Below are 16,213 nucleotides of genomic sequence, written 5' to 3' on the forward strand. Positions count from 1 at the left end.
GAGGATTTACTCATGTCGACTACCGGAGAACCGTTTTCGTCGTGCGGCGACACCTGGCTTGCCGCGGCGCAAGGGGAACGGCAAGCGATCCGCGTCGACAGCCGGACCACGGGCGGTGCTTACGCAATTATCGAGTCCGCGGCACAACCCGGGTGCGCTGTACCGACCCATCTGCATCGCAACGAGGACGAACACTTCTTGGTGATCTCGGGGCGGTACCGAATCGCAGTCGGTAGCGAGCTCTTCGATGCACCCCCGGGTGCACGCGTCACGGTGCCACGCAATTCGCCGCACAGTTGGCGCAACATTGCTCAGGCGGAGAGTCGACTGCTGGCGATTCTCATCCCGGGAGGATTTGAGCAAATCGCCTACCAGGTCGCGCGCACCCCTGCCGACCAGATTCGAGAACTCGCCGCCCGGTACGGGTGTGACATTCTCGGCCCGCCGGTGGCCTAACGCGGGGACGAATATTCGTCGGCGATCTCGGTGTCCTGGCAAAGGAACCGATAGAGCAGCTCCCCGGTTTCGAGGAGATGTTCGGTGACCAGCGACTGTGCGGTTTCAACGTCGCGCTGCCGAACCGCCCTGAGCAACGCAGTGTGTTCGCGGTCGGAGGATCGCTTGTGCACCGGCAGCCCGAACTTGAGCCGCAGATAGCGCTCACCCCGTCCATGCAGCATTTCGATCATTTCGAGGAGCTGCGGTCGCGCGGCGGGGACGTAGAGACTCAAGTGAAAGGCTTCGTTACGAGCGACGTAGAGCGACGGATCTTGCTCGGCCGACGCTGCTTTACAGAGTGCGGCCGCATGCCGCAGTGAGGCCGGTGTGTGAGCAGGTATGGCCAGACCGATGGCGAGACTTTCGAGCGCGGCTCGGATTTCATAGATTTCTCGCGCTTCACCGGCAGACAGTGGCGCCACCGTCGCGCCCTTGTTGATCTCGACCTTGGCCCAGCCTTCGCTTTCGAGCTGGCGCAGGGCCTCGCGAACCGGGATCGCGCTGACGGAGAAGTGCCGTGCGATCGCGTCCTGGCGCAGCGGCGTGCCGGGCGCGAGGGTGCCGTCGACGATGGCGGCGCGCAGCGCGTTCGCGATCATCCGGGACGTGCTGCCCCGCTCCGCTAACGACAGTGACGCGGGTAGTGCGGTTGCCGGACCGAGGAGGGCAGAACGATTCGTTGCGCGCGTCATCTTTATATTATATACAATTATGTACTCGTTTCGATCCCAAAATTCACCAGTCATGGTCGTTCAGCCGGAGGCGCTGTATGAGTTCAACGACAGACCGGGCGGTACCCGTACGTCATCGCACACCGCTGAATCGTTCGCAGATTGCCGGATTCTGGGGGGCATGGACGGGTTGGACGCTCGATGGTATGGATTCGTTCATCTACGCATTGGTGCTCACGCCCGCGCTGACTGAACTGTTGCCGAGGTCGGGCTTCGCCCCAACGCCGGCCAACGTCGGCCTCGCGGGATCGATCCTTTTCGCGCTATTCCTGGTGGGCTGGGGTCTCTCATTCATCTGGGGGCCGCTCGCCGACCGCTTCGGGCGAACGAAGGTGCTGGCGGCGACAATCTTCACCTTCGCGATCTTCACCGGGCTTTCTGCGATCGCTCAAAACGTCTGGGAGCTTGCCAGCTTCCGTTTCATCGCGGGTGTGGGGATCGGTGGCGAATGGGCGCTCGCCGGAACTTATGTGGCTGAGGCATGGCCAGAGGACCGGCGCAAAATGGGCGCAGGCTATTTGCAGACCGGCTACTACGCCGGCTTCTTTTTGGCCGCGGCGCTCAACTACACGATTGGTGTTCAATTCGGTTGGCGTGCAATGTTTCTGACCGGTGCCGTGCCGATCGTCGTGGCGATTCTGATCTTGACGCGGGTAAAGGAGACCGAGAAGTGGCAGCGGGTGGAGGTGGGTACCTCGGTCCGCGTGAACCCGTTGCGCGAAATTCTCAGTGCCCGCTACCGGCGCCGCACCTGGGTGGCGTGCGCGCTGCTGACGATTGCGATCGTGGGTCTATGGGCAGGGACGGTATATGAACCGACCGCCGTGATTCAGCTGGCGCACAAAGCCGGTATGGACAAGAACGACGCGACGAGAACTGCATCGTGGGCGACGGGCCTGCTGTCGATCGGGACCATCCTGGGTTGTCTCGTCTTGCCGCTAATTGCGGAACGCATCGGACGTAGGAAGACCGCCGCGATCTATTTTGCCGGGATGGCGGTCGCGATTACCGGCAGCTTTGGCTGGGCGTTCTATCTGCCCAACGGCCTCGGGCCGTTTATCGCGTGGCTGTTCGTACTCGGCTTCTTCGGCGGCAACTTTGCGTTGTTCAGCCTCTGGCTGCCCGAGCAGTTCGAAACACGAGTGCGTGCAACGGCGTTCGCATTCTGCACATCGTTCGGCCGATTTGTCGGCGCCGGCGTGAACTTCCTACTCGGCGCGGCAGTGCTGCACACACATACCTTGGGGCTGCCGGTTGCCCTGACGGCCGTCGTTTTCGTGATCGGGCTGTTCATCATCCCGCTGGCGCCCGAGACGCACGGCGAGGTGCTGCCGCCGTAGGGGAGTTGTCGTCGTACCGCGCGGGCAAGCCGGGCGTAAAAGCATGGGCTGGCACCGTGGCTCCGGTCGTCGGCGTGACGCCCGTCCATCCCGCGAGCGCGTCTTCGGCCCAACGGGCCCAGCGGATGACTGCCTCGTGTTGGCCCATCAGCAGCTTGCCGGCGATCGCCGCGACGGGCAGCCGGTCCGGGAAAGGCCCGCCCGTAGTGTCGTACTCCGTCGATCTGTCCATTATTTCGGCGAGTCGCGACTCGGCGTCGGCCCGGATTTCCCGCACGGTCGCGCGGAACTGATTTACGTCTCCGGCGTCGGTGAAAGCCACCTTGATCATTGCTTCGAATTCCATCCGCATTCCGGCGGCGGGCGCATCCAGGTAATCGCGCAGTGCGGCACGTCCGGCGTCGGTGATCTGGTAGACGGTGCTACGCCGTTTGCCGGTAAAGGTGACCGTCGAGTCGGCCAGGCCGGCAGACGCCAGCTTCTTCGGCTCCTCGTAAATCATGCTGGCGGCCCGCGGCCAGAACCAGCTCAGTGTCCGCTCCATCTGTTGAGCGAGTTCATAAGTCGTGAACGGCTGGATCGAAAGCAGCCCGAGAATCGCGAAGGACGTCGGGCTGAGCTGCTTGCGAGACATGGGTTGACAATACTCCAGATCGGACTACCGTAGTGCATACTCCGGTATGGAGTATTCAGTAGGAGGGGCCATGCCTGACTCACCCGATGATTCGGCGGTCGACGACGACCATCCGAACGCGCCCGGTCTGCAGACGCGGTTGACCCGCGAATACCACGTTCGCCATCCCTTCGTCGGCGCGGGCATGGGGTTCATCGCACACGAACAGCTCGCCGCGGCGGTTACCAGCGCCGGCGGATTGGGGGTGCTCGGCGCATCTCCGGATCCGGCCGAAAGTCTGGCCGTAATGGTAGAACGATTGCGCGCCTTGACTTCTGGGCCGTTCGGGGTGGATCTAATCTGCGCCGACACCGGGTTCGGCCCGGCCAGCACCGACGCGCACATCGACGAATGTATCCGGCTGAACGTACCGCTGGTGGTGTTTCACCATGACCCACCGCCGGCCCGCTGGGTCGGCGCACTGCGCGCGGCGGGAATACGTGTGTGGATGCAGGCCTCATCGCCGGAGATCGCCTCGACCGCGATCGGCCTCGGTGTCGATGGAATAGTCGCCCAGGGCAGCGAAGCCGGCGGTCATGCCCGCGGACGCACACCCTTGCATGCGTTGTTGCGGACGATTCGTCAGAACTGGCCCGACATACTGGTGCTTGCGGCCGGCGGCATATCCGACGGGACGGCCGCAGCCGCGGCTTTGCGGGCAGGCGCGGATGGAGTATGGGTGGGCACGGCTTTGGTCGTGGCCGTGGAAGCCAATGCCCATCCCGAGTACAAGTGCCGCCTGATCGATTCGCCCGGCAAGACGTTGCGCACTAATGCCTTCGGACCGGAATGGCCCGACCAGCCTTACCGCCTTCTCGCGACCCCCGCAGTGCACAACGCCGAGGTAAGTGCTGGTGGTGTCGCACCGCAGCAGGGCGACAGCATCGGCAGTACGTGACTGTTTCCGCATTCCGCCAACATGCCGTACGACTTGCCGATCAGGTCGGCGTTGCCCCCCACGCCCGAGACCAGCGGCGATTGGGAGTCGATGGTCTACCCGGCCGGACAAGGGGTGAGGGCGGTTCGACGCGTAACGCCGGCCGCCGAAATCATCGAGCAGATGATGAGCCAGGCGTACAACGTTCTCGAAAGCCGACACTCATCGCCTGGCGCCGCTACGCGCCGGCCATTGACGGCTTGAGCCGAAGACCGGAGGGTTGACTATGCCAACTTTTAGTAGGGTGTCGCATATTTCGTTCTCCGCTCGTGACGCCGAGGCCAGCGCCCGATGGTGGGCTGCGTTGCTTGACCTGACCGAAATCGACCGGGTAGCCGGCGACGGATGGCGTGGCGTCTTGCTGATGCATCCGAGCACACGGACCATCATCGAATTCCAGCAGCACGACGCGAATCAGGGCGAAGGCTTCGATCCGCGGCGTACCGGGTTGGACCACATGGCATTCAAAGTCGACACCCGCGGTGAACTCGATGAGTGGCTGGCACGTTTCGAGCAGCTCGGCGTCGATCACACCCCGATCGCCGATCGCGAATACGGTGCGGTGCTCACGTTCAAGGATCCCGACGGCATTCAGTTCGAAATGTTCTTCAAGGCCGATCACCCGTAACCAGATGTGCGGCCTTCAGCAGCGGACACCGCGCAGCGGGTGCCGCGACGCCTTGATCTGATCGGCGCCCTTTTCGGCGATCATGACCGTCGCTGCGTTGGTGTTCCCACTGACGATCGCGGGCATCACCGATGCGTCGACAACCCGAAGTCCTTCGATGCCACGGACTTTGAGATCGGGATCGACGACCGCTCGATCGTCGACACCCATCGCGCAGGTGCCGACCGCGTGGTACTCGGTCTGCGACCAGTTCCTCGCGTGAGCGATCAGGGTGGCCTGGTCGAGGTTCGCCTCGGTGGGCAGGTTCACTCCCTTGACGAACTTCGCGAACGACGGCTGGTGTGCGATCTCGATAGCCCCACGCAGGCCGGCGACGACGTCGTGGACATCTGCCGGATCCGTGAAGTAGGCGGGATCGATGCGCGGAGGTGCCAGTGGATCGGCAGAATCCAGCCACAGCCGACCTCGGCTGCGCGGGTGGGTCACGGCGGCATTCATCGTGAAATTGGGTAGCGGTGGGCTGAAGCGGCCGTGGTCAACGAATGAGGTTGGCCCCCCGATGAATTGGACGTTCGGTGCGGCGTCGCCGTTGGTCGACATGAATCCGCCCACCTCGCCGCCGTTGGAGGTAAATGGGCCGCCGCGTCGGTCCTGCCAGAGTGCAAGGTTTTCCGGGCTGGCCATCTCCAGCAGATCAGTAGACCCTTGAGTCGCCCACACAATCGGGGTCATCGTGTGGTCGTGCAGGTTCTCCCCAACGCCGGGCAGATCGACTCTGACGTCGATGCCGAGTGCACGTAGCTGGTCGGCCGGGCCGATGCCCGACAACAGCAGCAGTTGCGGGGAGTTGATGGTGCCTCCGGACAGAATGACCTCCGGCATAAGCGGTCACCTCGGCGCCGTCGTGCAGGTAGGACACGCCGGTCGCGCGGGCTCCATCCACCAGAATCCGGGTTGCGTGGGCATTGACCTGCACGGTCAGGTTAGAGCGGCCGACTGCCGGTCTCAGATAGCCATCGGCGCCCGACCACCGCCAGCCCTGATGGCAGCTGACTTGGTAAGCACCCGAACCGATTTGGGATAGCCCGTTGAAGTCATCGGTGTTAACCAAGCCCCATTCACGCGCCGCGTTGATCCAGTTGTGCGAGAGCTCATGCGTGAACATCCTGTCCTCGACGTGTAGCGGACCGCTCTGACCATGGAACGGTTGACCGAGACGGCTGTTGTTCTCGGCTTTGATGAAGTAGGGCAGCACGCTGTCGTAATCCCAACCCGCGCAGCCACGGTCGCTCCACCCGTCGAAGTCGGCTCGGTCTCCACGGATGTAGACCATCAGGTTAATCGAGGACGAACCGCCAAGTGTCTTGCCGCGCGGGTAGGCCATCGAACCCTGATAGTGCGTCTGTTCCTCGAGGCGATAGTCCCAGTCGACTTCCGTGCCGAATAGAGAGCCGAAGATGGCCGGTACCCGAATTGCGTCATGCGTGTCCTCGGGGCCCGCCTCGAGCAAGAGCACCTGAGTCGACGGGTTCTCGGACAGGCGATTGGCCAGCACGCATCCGGCGCTACCAGCGCCGACGATGACGTAGTCGAAGGAATTGTGTGGTGAGAGTTGCGGTGAGGAGATCATGCGCTGAACGCTACCCATATCTGAAGGCAAATACAATCAGATGGTGATTGCCCCCACATTGTTGGGACTCAAGTGCGCAGGTTGACCTAGGATTCAAGATCATGGGACGGGCGCAATCAGAAGGTATTGAATGAGGGACTACGACGGGCAGACCGCAGCCGAGCGGGTCGCCGGTCGCCGGGCGCGGCTGGTCGACGCCGGCATCGAGTTGTTTGGCGAACATGGCTACGCCGGCACTTCCATCCGCGCGGTACTTCGCCAAGCCGGGCTACGCGATCGGTATTTCGGTGAGAGCTTCGCCGACCTGGACGCGCTACTGGCGGCTGCCTACGACCAACTCATCGACGAGGAGGTCAGTGAATGCCGTGTCGCGATCGACGCCACCACCGGCGCCTCGGAAGGGGCGCGGGCGATGATCGACGCCATCAGCCGCGGGCTTCAGGGCAATCCCGGCCATGCGCGCATCAAGCTTCGTGAGGTGTTCTCGGGCGGGCCAATGGTTCAAGTCCAGCGTCGAGAAGGGCTTCGCAAGCTGGCCCAGCTTGTCGCCGACCTGTTGCCGGCGGCGGACGGCGTCGACGACCGTGAACGGCTGCTGCTCGGCGTCGGTGTAGTGGCCGCCGCCGACGCTTACCTACTCGCTTGGCTGGACGGTGAATTGGGTATGTCGCGCGAAGGCGTGGTCGACCTCGTGGCGCAGGTATTCGACTCGATTGCCGGGCGATTCGCCAGCCGTCAATAGCCGATCGATGGCAAGAAGGAACCGCGTGGTTCTTGGTAGTACCCCAGTGCCATCAGGTTCAGCATGTAGACGATCCGCAGGCCTTGGTCGAAGCACCACCTCATCAGTTCGGCATTGCGCAACGGTATGAGAAATCCATTCCAAGTGAACTGGTCTGCGTTAGCGATCAAGGCGATGATGTCTTCATTGCTCACGGCCACCGAGTGGCCCGCGAAGCCGACATCGGTTGTGTATCCGGTTATTCGGCCGTCACGTTCGACAACCTTGGCCGATCCGTGTGCGATCGCGTCGCGCAGTTCGCCACTTCGGTCGTGGCCATGCACCTGCAAACACAATTTGTCGCAGTCGGCCAGATCCTCTTCGTGCGCTGCGCGAACGTCAAATCCGTTGATTTGCATCGATAATGGTGTGCCTTGGATTACGGCAAGCGGCTCACGCGTCTGAAAGCCGAGTTTGGTGTACAGGCTCATCGAACGGTTGTTATAGGCGACCTGTACCAGCCGCACTCCCATCGCCTGCTGCTGGGCACTTCGGTCTAACACGGCCTGCATCAAGGCGCGACCGGCGCGGCTGTCCTGTGCATCGGTAGCGACGCTGACCGGGCCCACGCTCGAGATCGCCGAACGTTCGTCGAGAAAGTTGCTGCCGATCAGCCCGTCGTCGGATTCTGCTACGACGCTGAAATATTCGGGGTGAGACTGTAATGCAGTGACGAGATCGTGGGCATGTTGTACCGAGGGGAAATCCGACGGAAAGTTGTGCCGAGCGGCGATCGCGTTGAAGGCTTTGTAGCAGATGCAAGCGCACTCGGTGGTGTCCGCCTGCGTCATGGTGCGTATGCGGGTCATCTGGTGTTCCTATCCGTCGCCTGCCTTAACGCCGTAGCCTACCTAGCTGGCCGGCAGCTAAACACCCAGCGGCTGAAAGGCTTCCCCTTCCAGGAAGGAGTTAGCCCCTTACAGCGCTGCGATCCATGCAGCGAAAATGCAAGGGGGAGAGGCGGGTACGTGCCAACACGTCGCTAGCTGCCGGGCCCGATCACGAAACAGCGGCCGCTGTTAGTAGCGAGCAGGACCTCTTGAACCGAGGCCTTGTCGATCGTCGGGAATTCGAAGCGGTGTGTTTGTTGACCGGCGTCGATCGTGGCGTCCTGGGACTCGTTGGTGCCGTCCTTTTTACGCACTATTGCCGTGACCTTGTCGGGTTTCGACAGGTTCTGCGGCTCGTGGAAATACCAGATTTCGATCCCGGCGCCACCCGAATTGGCTTGCCAGCCATCGGAGTAGAAGCACGCGGGGTTGCCCTCAGCGTCGGGCGGGGGTGGTGTGCAGATCGAAAGCCCGACGCAGTCGGGTGGGCTGCTTGTCGCGGCGGGCGAAACGGTGGTGCTTGAGGGCAGGCTGGGAGAGGCGCTGCTGGTGGATGGTTTCGCCGAGCTCGAGCTGGACGCTTTTGGCGGCGATGCCTGTTGTGACCCGCAGGCAGACACTCCCGCAACCCCTAGCGCAATTGCTCCCAGAGCGAATAGCCGGCGAAGCATCGTGATAAGCCTCCCAGTAGCAGAACAGTGTTGCTCGCTGACGAATACAGAGCTAACACCTCGACGCGCTCGCATGGCAAGAGGGAGGCCCGGATGGCCGGTCAGGGGTGGTCGGCGATCCAGGTGGTGGTGAAGCGCTGCACCGCGGGAATGCTTTCGGCCAGGCCCGCTCCGAGGGTCTTCTCGAGTTTGCGGCCCACCAACGGGATTTTGACCTCCACTTTGACGGCGAATCTCAGCTGCGAGCCGTTTCCGGTCGGCTCCAGCCTCGCTTCCGCGCGGCCCCCTCCCACCCGGGGTGCAGCCGTGACGTTGACCTGCCCGAGAACGTGTCCGTTCCCGGCGGGCGTCCATGTCTCGTCATGAATGAGTTTCAACTCGCCGGGCGCGAATTTAGCAACCGGCCCGGGTAGTAGCTGGCGACCCACGTGCTGCGTCACGCGTACTGTCACCCTGCCGTCGGAGTCGACATTCAGTGAATCCAGTGTGGTGGTCGCGCCGTCCCCAAGGGCGATTCTGGCCAGCCAATAGTCCTCGCGGCTGAACGCCGAATAAATCTGGTCAACGCTGGCAGGCGATTCGGTCAGGACGTCGAATGAGCGCGGCATAGCACCCCATTCTTACCAAAGTCCCGGCCGCGTGTTCGCGCCGACCCGAATGGGCTGGACGCCAGCGGAACTGACCGCGGGCTTCTCCGGTGGCGCTGCTTACTGTTTGTCGACCTTGCCGGCGATCTGTTTGGCGACGTTGATGCCGGCGTCCCCCGGATCCTTGCGGCATGCCTCGGTGTCGATCACGACGTTGTTGCGGACGGTCAGCGCCCGTTGGCAGCTTTGAGACATCGTGTCGCCGCCCTTGCCCAGCGTCACGTTGACGGTCGTGCTCAACACGCCATTGGCGTTGGCAACCGGGCCGACCTTCCACTGAATGTCGGGTGCGTCGGCGTCACCGCCGGGAACGGTCTCCTGGCGGTTGGCACAGGCCGGCCATTTCTGTGTCGACGCGTCGAAGAAGGCGCTCGCTTGCTGGGCGGACGGAAACAACACCACAAACTGGCTGACATCTGGGTTCGGATCACTCGACCCCGAGGGAATCGGGGCGAGGTCACGCTCGCCGTGCACCGCGGTGTTGCCGCTGCCGCTATACAGGGGCGTCAAGGCCTCACCGGTGATGAACAGGCACTCGGCGGGGAACTTGTATCCCTTGGGAAAGACGTCGGTGCTTTTGTCCTCTTGCAGGGTGTCGAACGATTTGTCGGTCTTCGAGCCGGTAACCCCGAGCACGCTGTCGACCTCGGCCGGAGTGAGCAGCAGATTCGGCAGCGCGGCCTGCGCGATAGGAGGCTTCGACGTAGTCGTGGTAGTCGTCGACGACGTGCCGCCACCGTGACCACCTCCGCAGGCGGCGACCGCTATTCCCGCAGCGACAACGGTGACGACGGCTGGTAGCTGACGCATGGCTGAGTGCCCTCCTGTTGAAGTTGACTCGACAAGCGTTCCGCGGACCCACGCGTTTGCTATGCGAGGTGTTTGCGGGTGGAGCATACGACAGCAACGCAGGTCGTGCGAGGTTTCTGGACGGCGGGTGCTGACACAGCTGACAAACTGTGGTGTGCCCGAAATTGATTTCGCCTCGGTATCACCGATCGTCCCCGTCCGAAATCTGGACATTGCCCTGGATCGTTACCGCCGTCTAGGGTTCGAAGCCCGCGGCTACCAGGGTGCGGCGCGTTACGGCTTTGTCGACCGCGGCTCGGTGTCGATGCACCTCAGCGAGTGGGCCGAACACGATCCGCTACGTACCGCGGCCAGTGTGTACCTCTACGTCAGCGACGCCGACGCCCTTTACGCCGAATGGACGGCGCTGAAAGATCTCGACGGCCGATTCGTGGAGCCGGTCGATACCGACTACGGCTTAAGGGAATTCGCCTATGTCGATCCCGACGGCACCGCGCACCGGGTCGGCTCGCGGCTGCCACAATGACGACAGCGGGCTAGCTGTTGCGCCTGATCTTCAACGCCGTGGTGATCATCGGAATCTGAAGCGGTAGCCGGGCAAAGGCTGCGATGCGCATCGGCCATGGCTTGCTCCACCACAATCGGCACATGTTCACGTTCGCCGGGAAGACGCCGAGGAACAGCACGACGGCCGCCAGCGCGGCTGTGCGCCGAGTGCGTCGCGGCACCAGCAAGGCACCGGTGGCGATCTCGACGACACCCGACGCGTAGGTGTAGAAGCGTGGATCTCCGGGCAGCTCGACGGGGACGATCGTGTCGAACGGTTTTGGGGCAAGGAAATGCACGGCGCCGATACCCATCAACATGGCTGCGACTCGGTATGCGGCGGTCTGGGCCTCGCGCTGGGCCAGGGATGTGGTAGTCATGGACCCATTGTGCTCACGTCCGGTGAATGTCGGGGTCTCCGGGGCTCGCGAGCTGGGGGCACGTCCCGCTCGCGGCAAAAGAGGGCCGAAGTCAACCGCGGTCGGCGTCGGTGAATCGGATGACGCCGCGGACGTTACGTCCCTCGAGCATGTCGCGGTAGCCATCGTTGATCTCCTCGAGGCTGTACTCGCGGGTGACCATGTCGTCAAGATTGATCTGGCCCAGCTTGTACAGCGCAAGGATTTCGGGAATGTCGTGCTGCGGATTGCCGCCGCCAAACAAGCTGCCCTGCAAGCTTTTCTGCATCAGCGACAGCCCGGCGAGGTTGAGCGTGACGTCGGTGGCCAGCACGCTTCCCATGGCCGTGACGACACATGTGCCGCCCTTCGCTGTCAGCCCCATCCATGCCTCGACGTCGCGTCCTTCGCTGCGACCGACGGTGACGATCACCTTGTGACACATCAGGCCCGACGTGGCGTCGGCGATGCGGGCGGCGGCGCCGGCAGTATCGGCGAAAGCTTCTGTGGCGCCGAACTTCACCGCCTGTTCACGTTTCCATTCGAAAGGATCGATAGCGAATATCCTTCGGGCCCCTGAGATTCGGGCGCCCTGCACCGCGGCGACGCCGACACCGCCGATGCCGATGACCGCGACGTCGTCGCCGGGCTTGACCGCGGCGCTGCGTACCGCCGAGCCAAAACCGGTGGTGACTCCGCAGCCCACCAGACACGCAACTTCGAAGGGGATCGAGGGGTCGACCTTGACTACCGAGGTTTGATGCACCACCACATAGGGCGCAAAAGTGCCCAGCAGCGACATCGGCAGCACGTTCTGTCCTTTCGCGGTCACCCGGAACGATCCGTCGGACACTGACTGGCCCGACAGCAGGCCCATGCCGAGGTCGCACAGATTGCGCAGCCCCGTCTGGCACGGCTTGCACGTCCCGCAGGACGGGATGAACGACATCACCACGTGATCGCCGACGGCCAGGTTCTCGACGCCCTCGCCGACATCGGTGATGATCCCGGCGCCTTCATGACCGCCCAGCACCGGAAAGCTCGGGATCGGGAAGTCGCCAGTCAATAAATGTTGGTCGGAGTGGCACAGGCCGGCCGTCTCCAGCTGGACGGTCACCTCACCGCGACGAGGATCGCCGATGTCGATCTCGTCGATCGACCACGGCTCGTTCAATTCCCAGACCAGCGCACCTTTGGTCTTCAACGGTAGGCCTCCGTGTTTACCCGAACCGCTTAATTGTTAGCGCCGTCACAGACCCCGGCGTACCGAATTTAGACCATTACTATTGCCTATACAGTATTTGATACGATTCGCGTCGTCTGACCGCCCACCGCAGCGAGGTTGAGAACATGGGTACACCCGTCATCGTCGGAGCAGTCCGGACGGCAATTGGCCGCTCGTTCAAAGGGACGTTGGTCAACACGCCGCCCGAGACACTGATCACCGCGGTGCTCCCGGAGGTGGTCCGCCGTTCCGGTGTCGATCCGTCCGTCATCGATGACATCATCTTTGCCGAATCGCACTACGGCGGAGGCGATTTGGCTCGCTATGCCGCCAGTGCCACTGGTCTCGAGCACGTTCCCGGCCAGTCGGTGAATCGCCATTGCGCCGGCAGCCTCACCGCCATCGGCAATGCCTCCGCCCAGATCGGCTCGGGTATGGAGCGGGTACTGATCGCCGGCGGTGTGCAGTCGCTGTCGATGACGCCGCTGACGAACTGGCGCATCCCCGGTCCGGAGCTGAAGTTCGAAGAGCGGTGGATGCCGCCGACGCACGTCGAAACCCCGGATGCGCCCGCCAAGGACATGTCGATCACGGTGGGCTGGAACACCGCGCAGTCCGTCGGGATCAGTCGCGAGGAGATGGACGCCTGGGCGGCCCGTTCGCATCAGCGCGCCGTCGCGGCCCAGGACGCCGGCAAGTTCGCCGCCGAGATCCTGCCGTTGAAGATCACCCAGTTCGACGGCTCGGTGACCGAGTTCGCCGTCGACGAGCACCCCCGCCGCGACACCACGGTCGAGAAGCTGGCCGGCCTCAAAGTTTTGCACCCCGAGATCGAGGGCTTCTCGATCACGGCGGGCAACAGCAGCGGCACCAATGACGCCGCGGCAGCCGTCGCGCTTGTCGATAGCGAATACGCCCAAGCCGAGAAGCTCAATGTGATGGGCACGGTCAAGGCGTGGGCCGCCGCGGGCGTCGCGCCGCGGGACTGCGGTCTGGGCGCGGTGAAGGTGATCGGAAAGGTGCTGCAGCGGGCCGGTTTGTCGCCGTCGGACGTGGCGCTGTGGGAGATCAACGAGGCATTTGCATCGGTGCCGATCGCGGCCTGCCGCGAGTACGGCCTTGATGAGGAGAAGGTGAACTTCTCCGGTAGCGGCTGCAGCCTGGGCCACCCCATTGCGGCTTCGGGCGCCCGCATGGTCACCACGCTGGTCTACGAGCTGGCCCGCCGCGGCGGAGGTATCGGCGTCGCGGCAATGTGTGCTGGCGGCGGCCAGGGCGGCGCCGTCCTCGTCGAGGTCTAAGCGCTCAGTTGCAGAACGTGTAGCCGATGAATTCGGTTTCGTGGGTGTCGCTGGGCGAGTAGTTCACGTAGTGCACCGCCGGCATCCCGTTGTACTGGGCGTCGATCCGCTGCGCGTTGGGCGGCGGGACGTCTTTGGGGAACGCCAAGATCATGTCGCCGAAGATCTTGAGGTTGAGCTGGCAGATCGCATCCGTACGCGGCTTCTGCGCATTCCACGCGTGAACAACGACCGGTTCGGTGAGTTGGGAGCCGGCGGCGCAATTCGGATCGCACAACTTGAAAACTGCTGTGCCGCTGCCATCGGCGCCCTGCGGACCCCACGAACTCCATGACATGTCTTGCAGCGCAACCGCAACACTCGCACAGCCCAGGACATTGAGCTTTTTTGGACGCGCGCTCGGTTGGACCGCCGGGTTGTAGCAACCAGGAATGGCGTAGCTGTCGGGCGGAGCTGGTGGTTGGCTGGTGGATTGGGCGGTCGTGCTGTGCTGACCGCCGGTCAGTTCCACGCCGACAAAGATCAGCGCACCGACCACGATAAGGGCCACGACGATGACGATCACTGTAAGGCGCCCCCGCCGCGGCCCGCTCGACGAGGAGACGTTGCCGCTCACGATTTCCAGGCTATGCCAGAAGTCGCCTGCGGGGTGCCGGGTCGACGAAAATCCTGGCACGGTAAATTTGGTCAACGCTACCAACATAAGGAAGTATCGAGACCCTCGCGACGGGTTAGGAGTAACCGATGAATGACCATGCACTAGCCGCGCGCCTGGCCACCGAGGCGGGGCAGCTGTTGCTCGGGATGCGGGAGGAGTTCGCCGACGCCGATGCGAGCGAGCGGAAAGCGGTGGGGGACAAGAGATCCCACGACTTTCTGATGCAAGCGCTTTCGGCTGAGCGACCCCAGGACGCGGTGCTTTCTGAGGAAGGCGCCGACGACCCGGTGCGACTGCGCTCCGAGCGGGTGTGGATCGTCGATCCGCTGGACGGTACGCGGGAATTCTCCGAGCTCGGGCGCGACGACTGGGCGGTGCACGTCGCGCTCTGGCAGGCCGGTGAACTCGTCGCCGGCGCCGTCGCGCTGCCGGCGCAGGGAATTACGCTGGCGACGCCTCAGCTTGCTGCGCCACCGGCAGCACCGGCCAAGCCACGCATTGTCGTATCGCGTACCCGGCCACCGGCTATCGCGTTAGCGGTTCGCGACGCGTTGGACGGCATGCTGGTGGAAATGGGTTCCGCCGGAGCCAAGGTCGCGTCAATCGTTCAGGGTCTGTCCGACGTCTACGTCCACGCCGGCGGGCAGTTCGAGTGGGACTCGGCTGCCCCCGTGGCGGTGGCTCGCGCCGCCGGTTTGCACACCTCGCGCATCGACGGATCGGCATTGCTTTACAACCAGGCCGACCCGAAATTGCCGGACGTGGTGGTGTGCCGTCCCGAGCTAGCGGAAGCCGTACTCGCCGTCACAAGCTGACACACTCGCGGGTCCCGCCGTAACTGACTCAGCGCCAGGTGATTCCGCCGTACCGGCACCTGGTGGCTGATGATTGCGCCCCATCAGGCCTTGACTCATCCTGATGAGGCCGCAACAATCAGATCTTACATTAGATGTAACTCTGTATAATCAAGTTCCGCGGGAATGAACTGTGACTGATCTCGAGGTACGGCGGCCGAAGTTCGACTTCACCGGCGACGTTCCGTGGGTTTGGCATCCCCAGAACCCGGCGTTCTCGTTCTTCATGAACGCCACGTCGATCATTGCCATCTGTTTCGAGCAGATGATCGTGGCCGCGGTGCAGGAAGCCAAGCCGCTGATGGCCGACGCCGATGTGGCAGCGGAGGCGATCGCGTTCCTGCGTCAGGAAGCGCAGCATTCCAGTTCGCACCGCAAGCATGTCAGCGCACTGATCAAGCGGTACCCGGGCCTGCAGCAGACCTTCGACGATGCGGTGGCATGCTTCGACACGCTCACCGCGACGAAATCGCTGGAATTCCGCTTGGCCTACATCGCCGATTTGGAGGCTACCTTCACGCCCTCGTTCAAGCTGATGCTCGACAACGAGGCGACGTTGTTCCGGCCGGGAGACGACCGGGTGGCGTCACTGTTCTTGTGGCACTTCGTCGAAGAGGTCGAGCATCGCAGCTCGGCACTGTTGATCTATGACGCGGTGGTAGGCGACAACTGGTATCGCATCCGCGCCCTGCCGGGGGTGGTCAAGCATCTGCTGGGGGTCCTGTCGGTTATTGCCGACGGCGTCAACGCACACGTGCCTTTCGGTGATCGCAAGGTCGATGCGCGAACATTGCTACCAGCGTATGGGGCATGGGAGAACCTCAAGAGCAAGTTGCCGCTGGCCGCGGCGAATCAATCAGTGCCGTCGGCGTTCGGCAGCGTGCCGCGCAAGCAGATACTCGTCGCCGCGGGCCGCGTGCTGATGAGTCAAACCCCTTATCACAAACCGGAACACGAGCCCTTGCCGCAATTCGCCGATCAGTGGTTCGCGCGCTGGAAACGGGGCGAGGACGTCGCCCGCTGGTACAGCGCCGCCGCGAACGGCTAAGGGCGGG

The 16,213-nt window shown here is 63.3% G+C and carries 19 protein-coding genes and 2 pseudogenes; 9 read left to right on the forward strand and 12 right to left on the reverse strand.

What is annotated here, in order from left to right; all coding sequences use genetic code 11:
• Positions 1-12 precede the first annotated feature (12 nt).
• Entirely contained in the window at positions 13-456 is a 444-nt protein-coding gene (locus H7K34_RS01020) for a cupin domain-containing protein (protein ID WP_264058891.1), read from the forward strand.
• Here the strand turns inward: H7K34_RS01020 and H7K34_RS01025 are convergent.
• Complete coding sequence (locus tag H7K34_RS01025; protein ID WP_201263465.1) at positions 453-1,097, reverse strand: GntR family transcriptional regulator; 645 nt, start codon at positions 1,095-1,097, stop codon at positions 453-455. The two genes, H7K34_RS01020 and H7K34_RS01025, sit on opposite strands and share 4 nt — an antisense overlap.
• A gap of 32 nt (positions 1,098-1,129) precedes the next feature.
• Here H7K34_RS01025 and H7K34_RS01030 point away from each other — a divergent pair, with 32 nt between their 5' ends.
• Positions 1,130-2,569, forward strand: a complete 1,440-nt coding sequence (locus tag H7K34_RS01030; RefSeq protein ID WP_264058897.1) for an MFS transporter — start codon at positions 1,130-1,132, stop codon at positions 2,567-2,569.
• Here H7K34_RS01030 and H7K34_RS01035 read toward each other — a convergent pair.
• Positions 2,523-3,203, reverse strand: a complete 681-nt coding sequence (locus H7K34_RS01035; RefSeq protein WP_264058900.1) for a PadR family transcriptional regulator — start codon at positions 3,201-3,203, stop codon at positions 2,523-2,525. The two genes, H7K34_RS01030 and H7K34_RS01035, sit on opposite strands and share 47 nt — an antisense overlap.
• A 70-nt stretch (positions 3,204-3,273) precedes the next feature.
• On the opposite strand from H7K34_RS01035, the gene H7K34_RS01040 reads away from it, so the two are divergent.
• Positions 3,274-4,140 (forward strand): nitronate monooxygenase, encoded by an 867-nt coding sequence (locus H7K34_RS01040; RefSeq protein ID WP_264058906.1) that lies wholly within the window; start codon positions 3,274-3,276, stop codon positions 4,138-4,140.
• Positions 4,141-4,405: 265 nt separating this feature from the next.
• Entirely contained in the window at positions 4,406-4,807 is a 402-nt protein-coding gene (locus H7K34_RS01045) for a VOC family protein (RefSeq protein WP_264058908.1), read from the forward strand.
• A gap of 15 nt (positions 4,808-4,822) precedes the next feature.
• Here the strand turns inward: H7K34_RS01045 and H7K34_RS01050 are convergent, their stop codons facing one another.
• From H7K34_RS01050 to H7K34_RS01060, 3 genes and pseudogenes are all read right to left on the reverse strand, one after another.
• On the reverse strand, positions 4,823-5,539 hold the full coding sequence (locus H7K34_RS01050; RefSeq protein ID WP_264059231.1) for a GMC family oxidoreductase: 717 nt from the start codon (positions 5,537-5,539) through the stop codon (positions 4,823-4,825).
• Between the two features lie 48 nt (positions 5,540-5,587).
• Positions 5,588-5,689 (reverse strand): annotated as a pseudogene (locus H7K34_RS01055) (GMC family oxidoreductase N-terminal domain-containing protein); the annotation flags it as partial.
• Positions 5,690-5,756: 67 nt separating this feature from the next.
• A pseudogene (locus H7K34_RS01060) lies at positions 5,757-6,455 on the reverse strand (GMC family oxidoreductase); the annotation flags it as partial.
• Between the two features lie 112 nt (positions 6,456-6,567).
• Between H7K34_RS01060 and H7K34_RS01065 the strand changes: the two are divergent.
• Entirely contained in the window at positions 6,568-7,179 is a 612-nt protein-coding gene (locus H7K34_RS01065; RefSeq protein WP_264058910.1) for a TetR/AcrR family transcriptional regulator, read from the forward strand.
• On the opposite strand, the gene H7K34_RS01070 is transcribed toward H7K34_RS01065, so the two are convergent.
• The 4 genes from H7K34_RS01070 to H7K34_RS01085 form a co-directional block, all read right to left on the reverse strand.
• Positions 7,173-8,027, reverse strand: a complete 855-nt coding sequence (locus H7K34_RS01070; protein ID WP_264058912.1) for a GNAT family N-acetyltransferase — start codon at positions 8,025-8,027, stop codon at positions 7,173-7,175. The two genes, H7K34_RS01065 and H7K34_RS01070, sit on opposite strands and share 7 nt — an antisense overlap.
• A 173-nt stretch (positions 8,028-8,200) precedes the next feature.
• A complete protein-coding gene (locus tag H7K34_RS01075) occupies positions 8,201-8,668 on the reverse strand; it encodes a hypothetical protein (RefSeq protein WP_264058913.1) in 468 nt (155 codons plus the stop codon).
• Positions 8,669-8,820: 152 nt separating this feature from the next.
• Positions 8,821-9,327: a DUF2505 domain-containing protein gene (locus tag H7K34_RS01080; RefSeq protein WP_264058916.1), complete on the reverse strand. Its 507-nt coding sequence runs from the start codon at positions 9,325-9,327 to the stop codon at positions 8,821-8,823.
• Positions 9,328-9,426: 99 nt separating this feature from the next.
• Positions 9,427-10,176: a sensor domain-containing protein gene (locus H7K34_RS01085; RefSeq protein WP_108921551.1), complete on the reverse strand. Its 750-nt coding sequence runs from the start codon at positions 10,174-10,176 to the stop codon at positions 9,427-9,429.
• Positions 10,177-10,339: 163 nt separating this feature from the next.
• On the opposite strand from H7K34_RS01085, the gene H7K34_RS01090 reads away from it, so the two are divergent.
• A complete protein-coding gene (locus H7K34_RS01090) occupies positions 10,340-10,702 on the forward strand; it encodes a bleomycin resistance protein (protein ID WP_264059234.1) in 363 nt (120 codons plus the stop codon).
• Between the two features lie 10 nt (positions 10,703-10,712).
• On the opposite strand, the gene H7K34_RS01095 is transcribed toward H7K34_RS01090, so the two are convergent.
• Positions 10,713-11,102 carry a DoxX family protein gene (locus H7K34_RS01095; protein WP_108921549.1) on the reverse strand — a complete coding sequence of 130 codons (390 nt, stop codon included), beginning with the start codon at positions 11,100-11,102 and terminating at the stop codon, positions 10,713-10,715.
• Between the two features lie 91 nt (positions 11,103-11,193).
• Positions 11,194-12,324 (reverse strand): NDMA-dependent alcohol dehydrogenase, encoded by a 1,131-nt coding sequence (locus tag H7K34_RS01100; protein WP_264058920.1) that lies wholly within the window; start codon positions 12,322-12,324, stop codon positions 11,194-11,196.
• Between the two features lie 146 nt (positions 12,325-12,470).
• On the opposite strand from H7K34_RS01100, the gene H7K34_RS01105 reads away from it, so the two are divergent.
• Positions 12,471-13,646 carry a thiolase family protein gene (locus H7K34_RS01105; protein ID WP_264058922.1) on the forward strand — a complete coding sequence of 392 codons (1,176 nt, stop codon included), beginning with the start codon at positions 12,471-12,473 and terminating at the stop codon, positions 13,644-13,646.
• A 4-nt stretch (positions 13,647-13,650) separates the two neighbouring features.
• Here H7K34_RS01105 and H7K34_RS01110 read toward each other — a convergent pair whose 3' ends face one another.
• Positions 13,651-14,262, reverse strand: a complete 612-nt coding sequence (locus H7K34_RS01110) for a hypothetical protein (RefSeq protein ID WP_372510659.1) — start codon at positions 14,260-14,262, stop codon at positions 13,651-13,653.
• 128 nt (positions 14,263-14,390) lie between these two features.
• Here H7K34_RS01110 and H7K34_RS01115 point away from each other — a divergent pair, with 128 nt between their 5' ends.
• Both H7K34_RS01115 and H7K34_RS01120 read left to right on the forward strand, forming a co-directional pair.
• Entirely contained in the window at positions 14,391-15,119 is a 729-nt protein-coding gene (locus H7K34_RS01115) for a 3'(2'),5'-bisphosphate nucleotidase CysQ (RefSeq protein WP_264058928.1), read from the forward strand.
• A 172-nt stretch (positions 15,120-15,291) separates the two neighbouring features.
• Complete coding sequence (locus H7K34_RS01120) at positions 15,292-16,206, forward strand: metal-dependent hydrolase (RefSeq protein ID WP_264058934.1); 915 nt, start codon at positions 15,292-15,294, stop codon at positions 16,204-16,206.
• Positions 16,207-16,213: the final 7 nt, after the last annotated feature.

This window comes from Mycobacterium montefiorense (assembly GCF_025823255.1).
Lineage (GTDB): Bacteria > Actinomycetota > Actinomycetes > Mycobacteriales > Mycobacteriaceae > Mycobacterium > Mycobacterium montefiorense.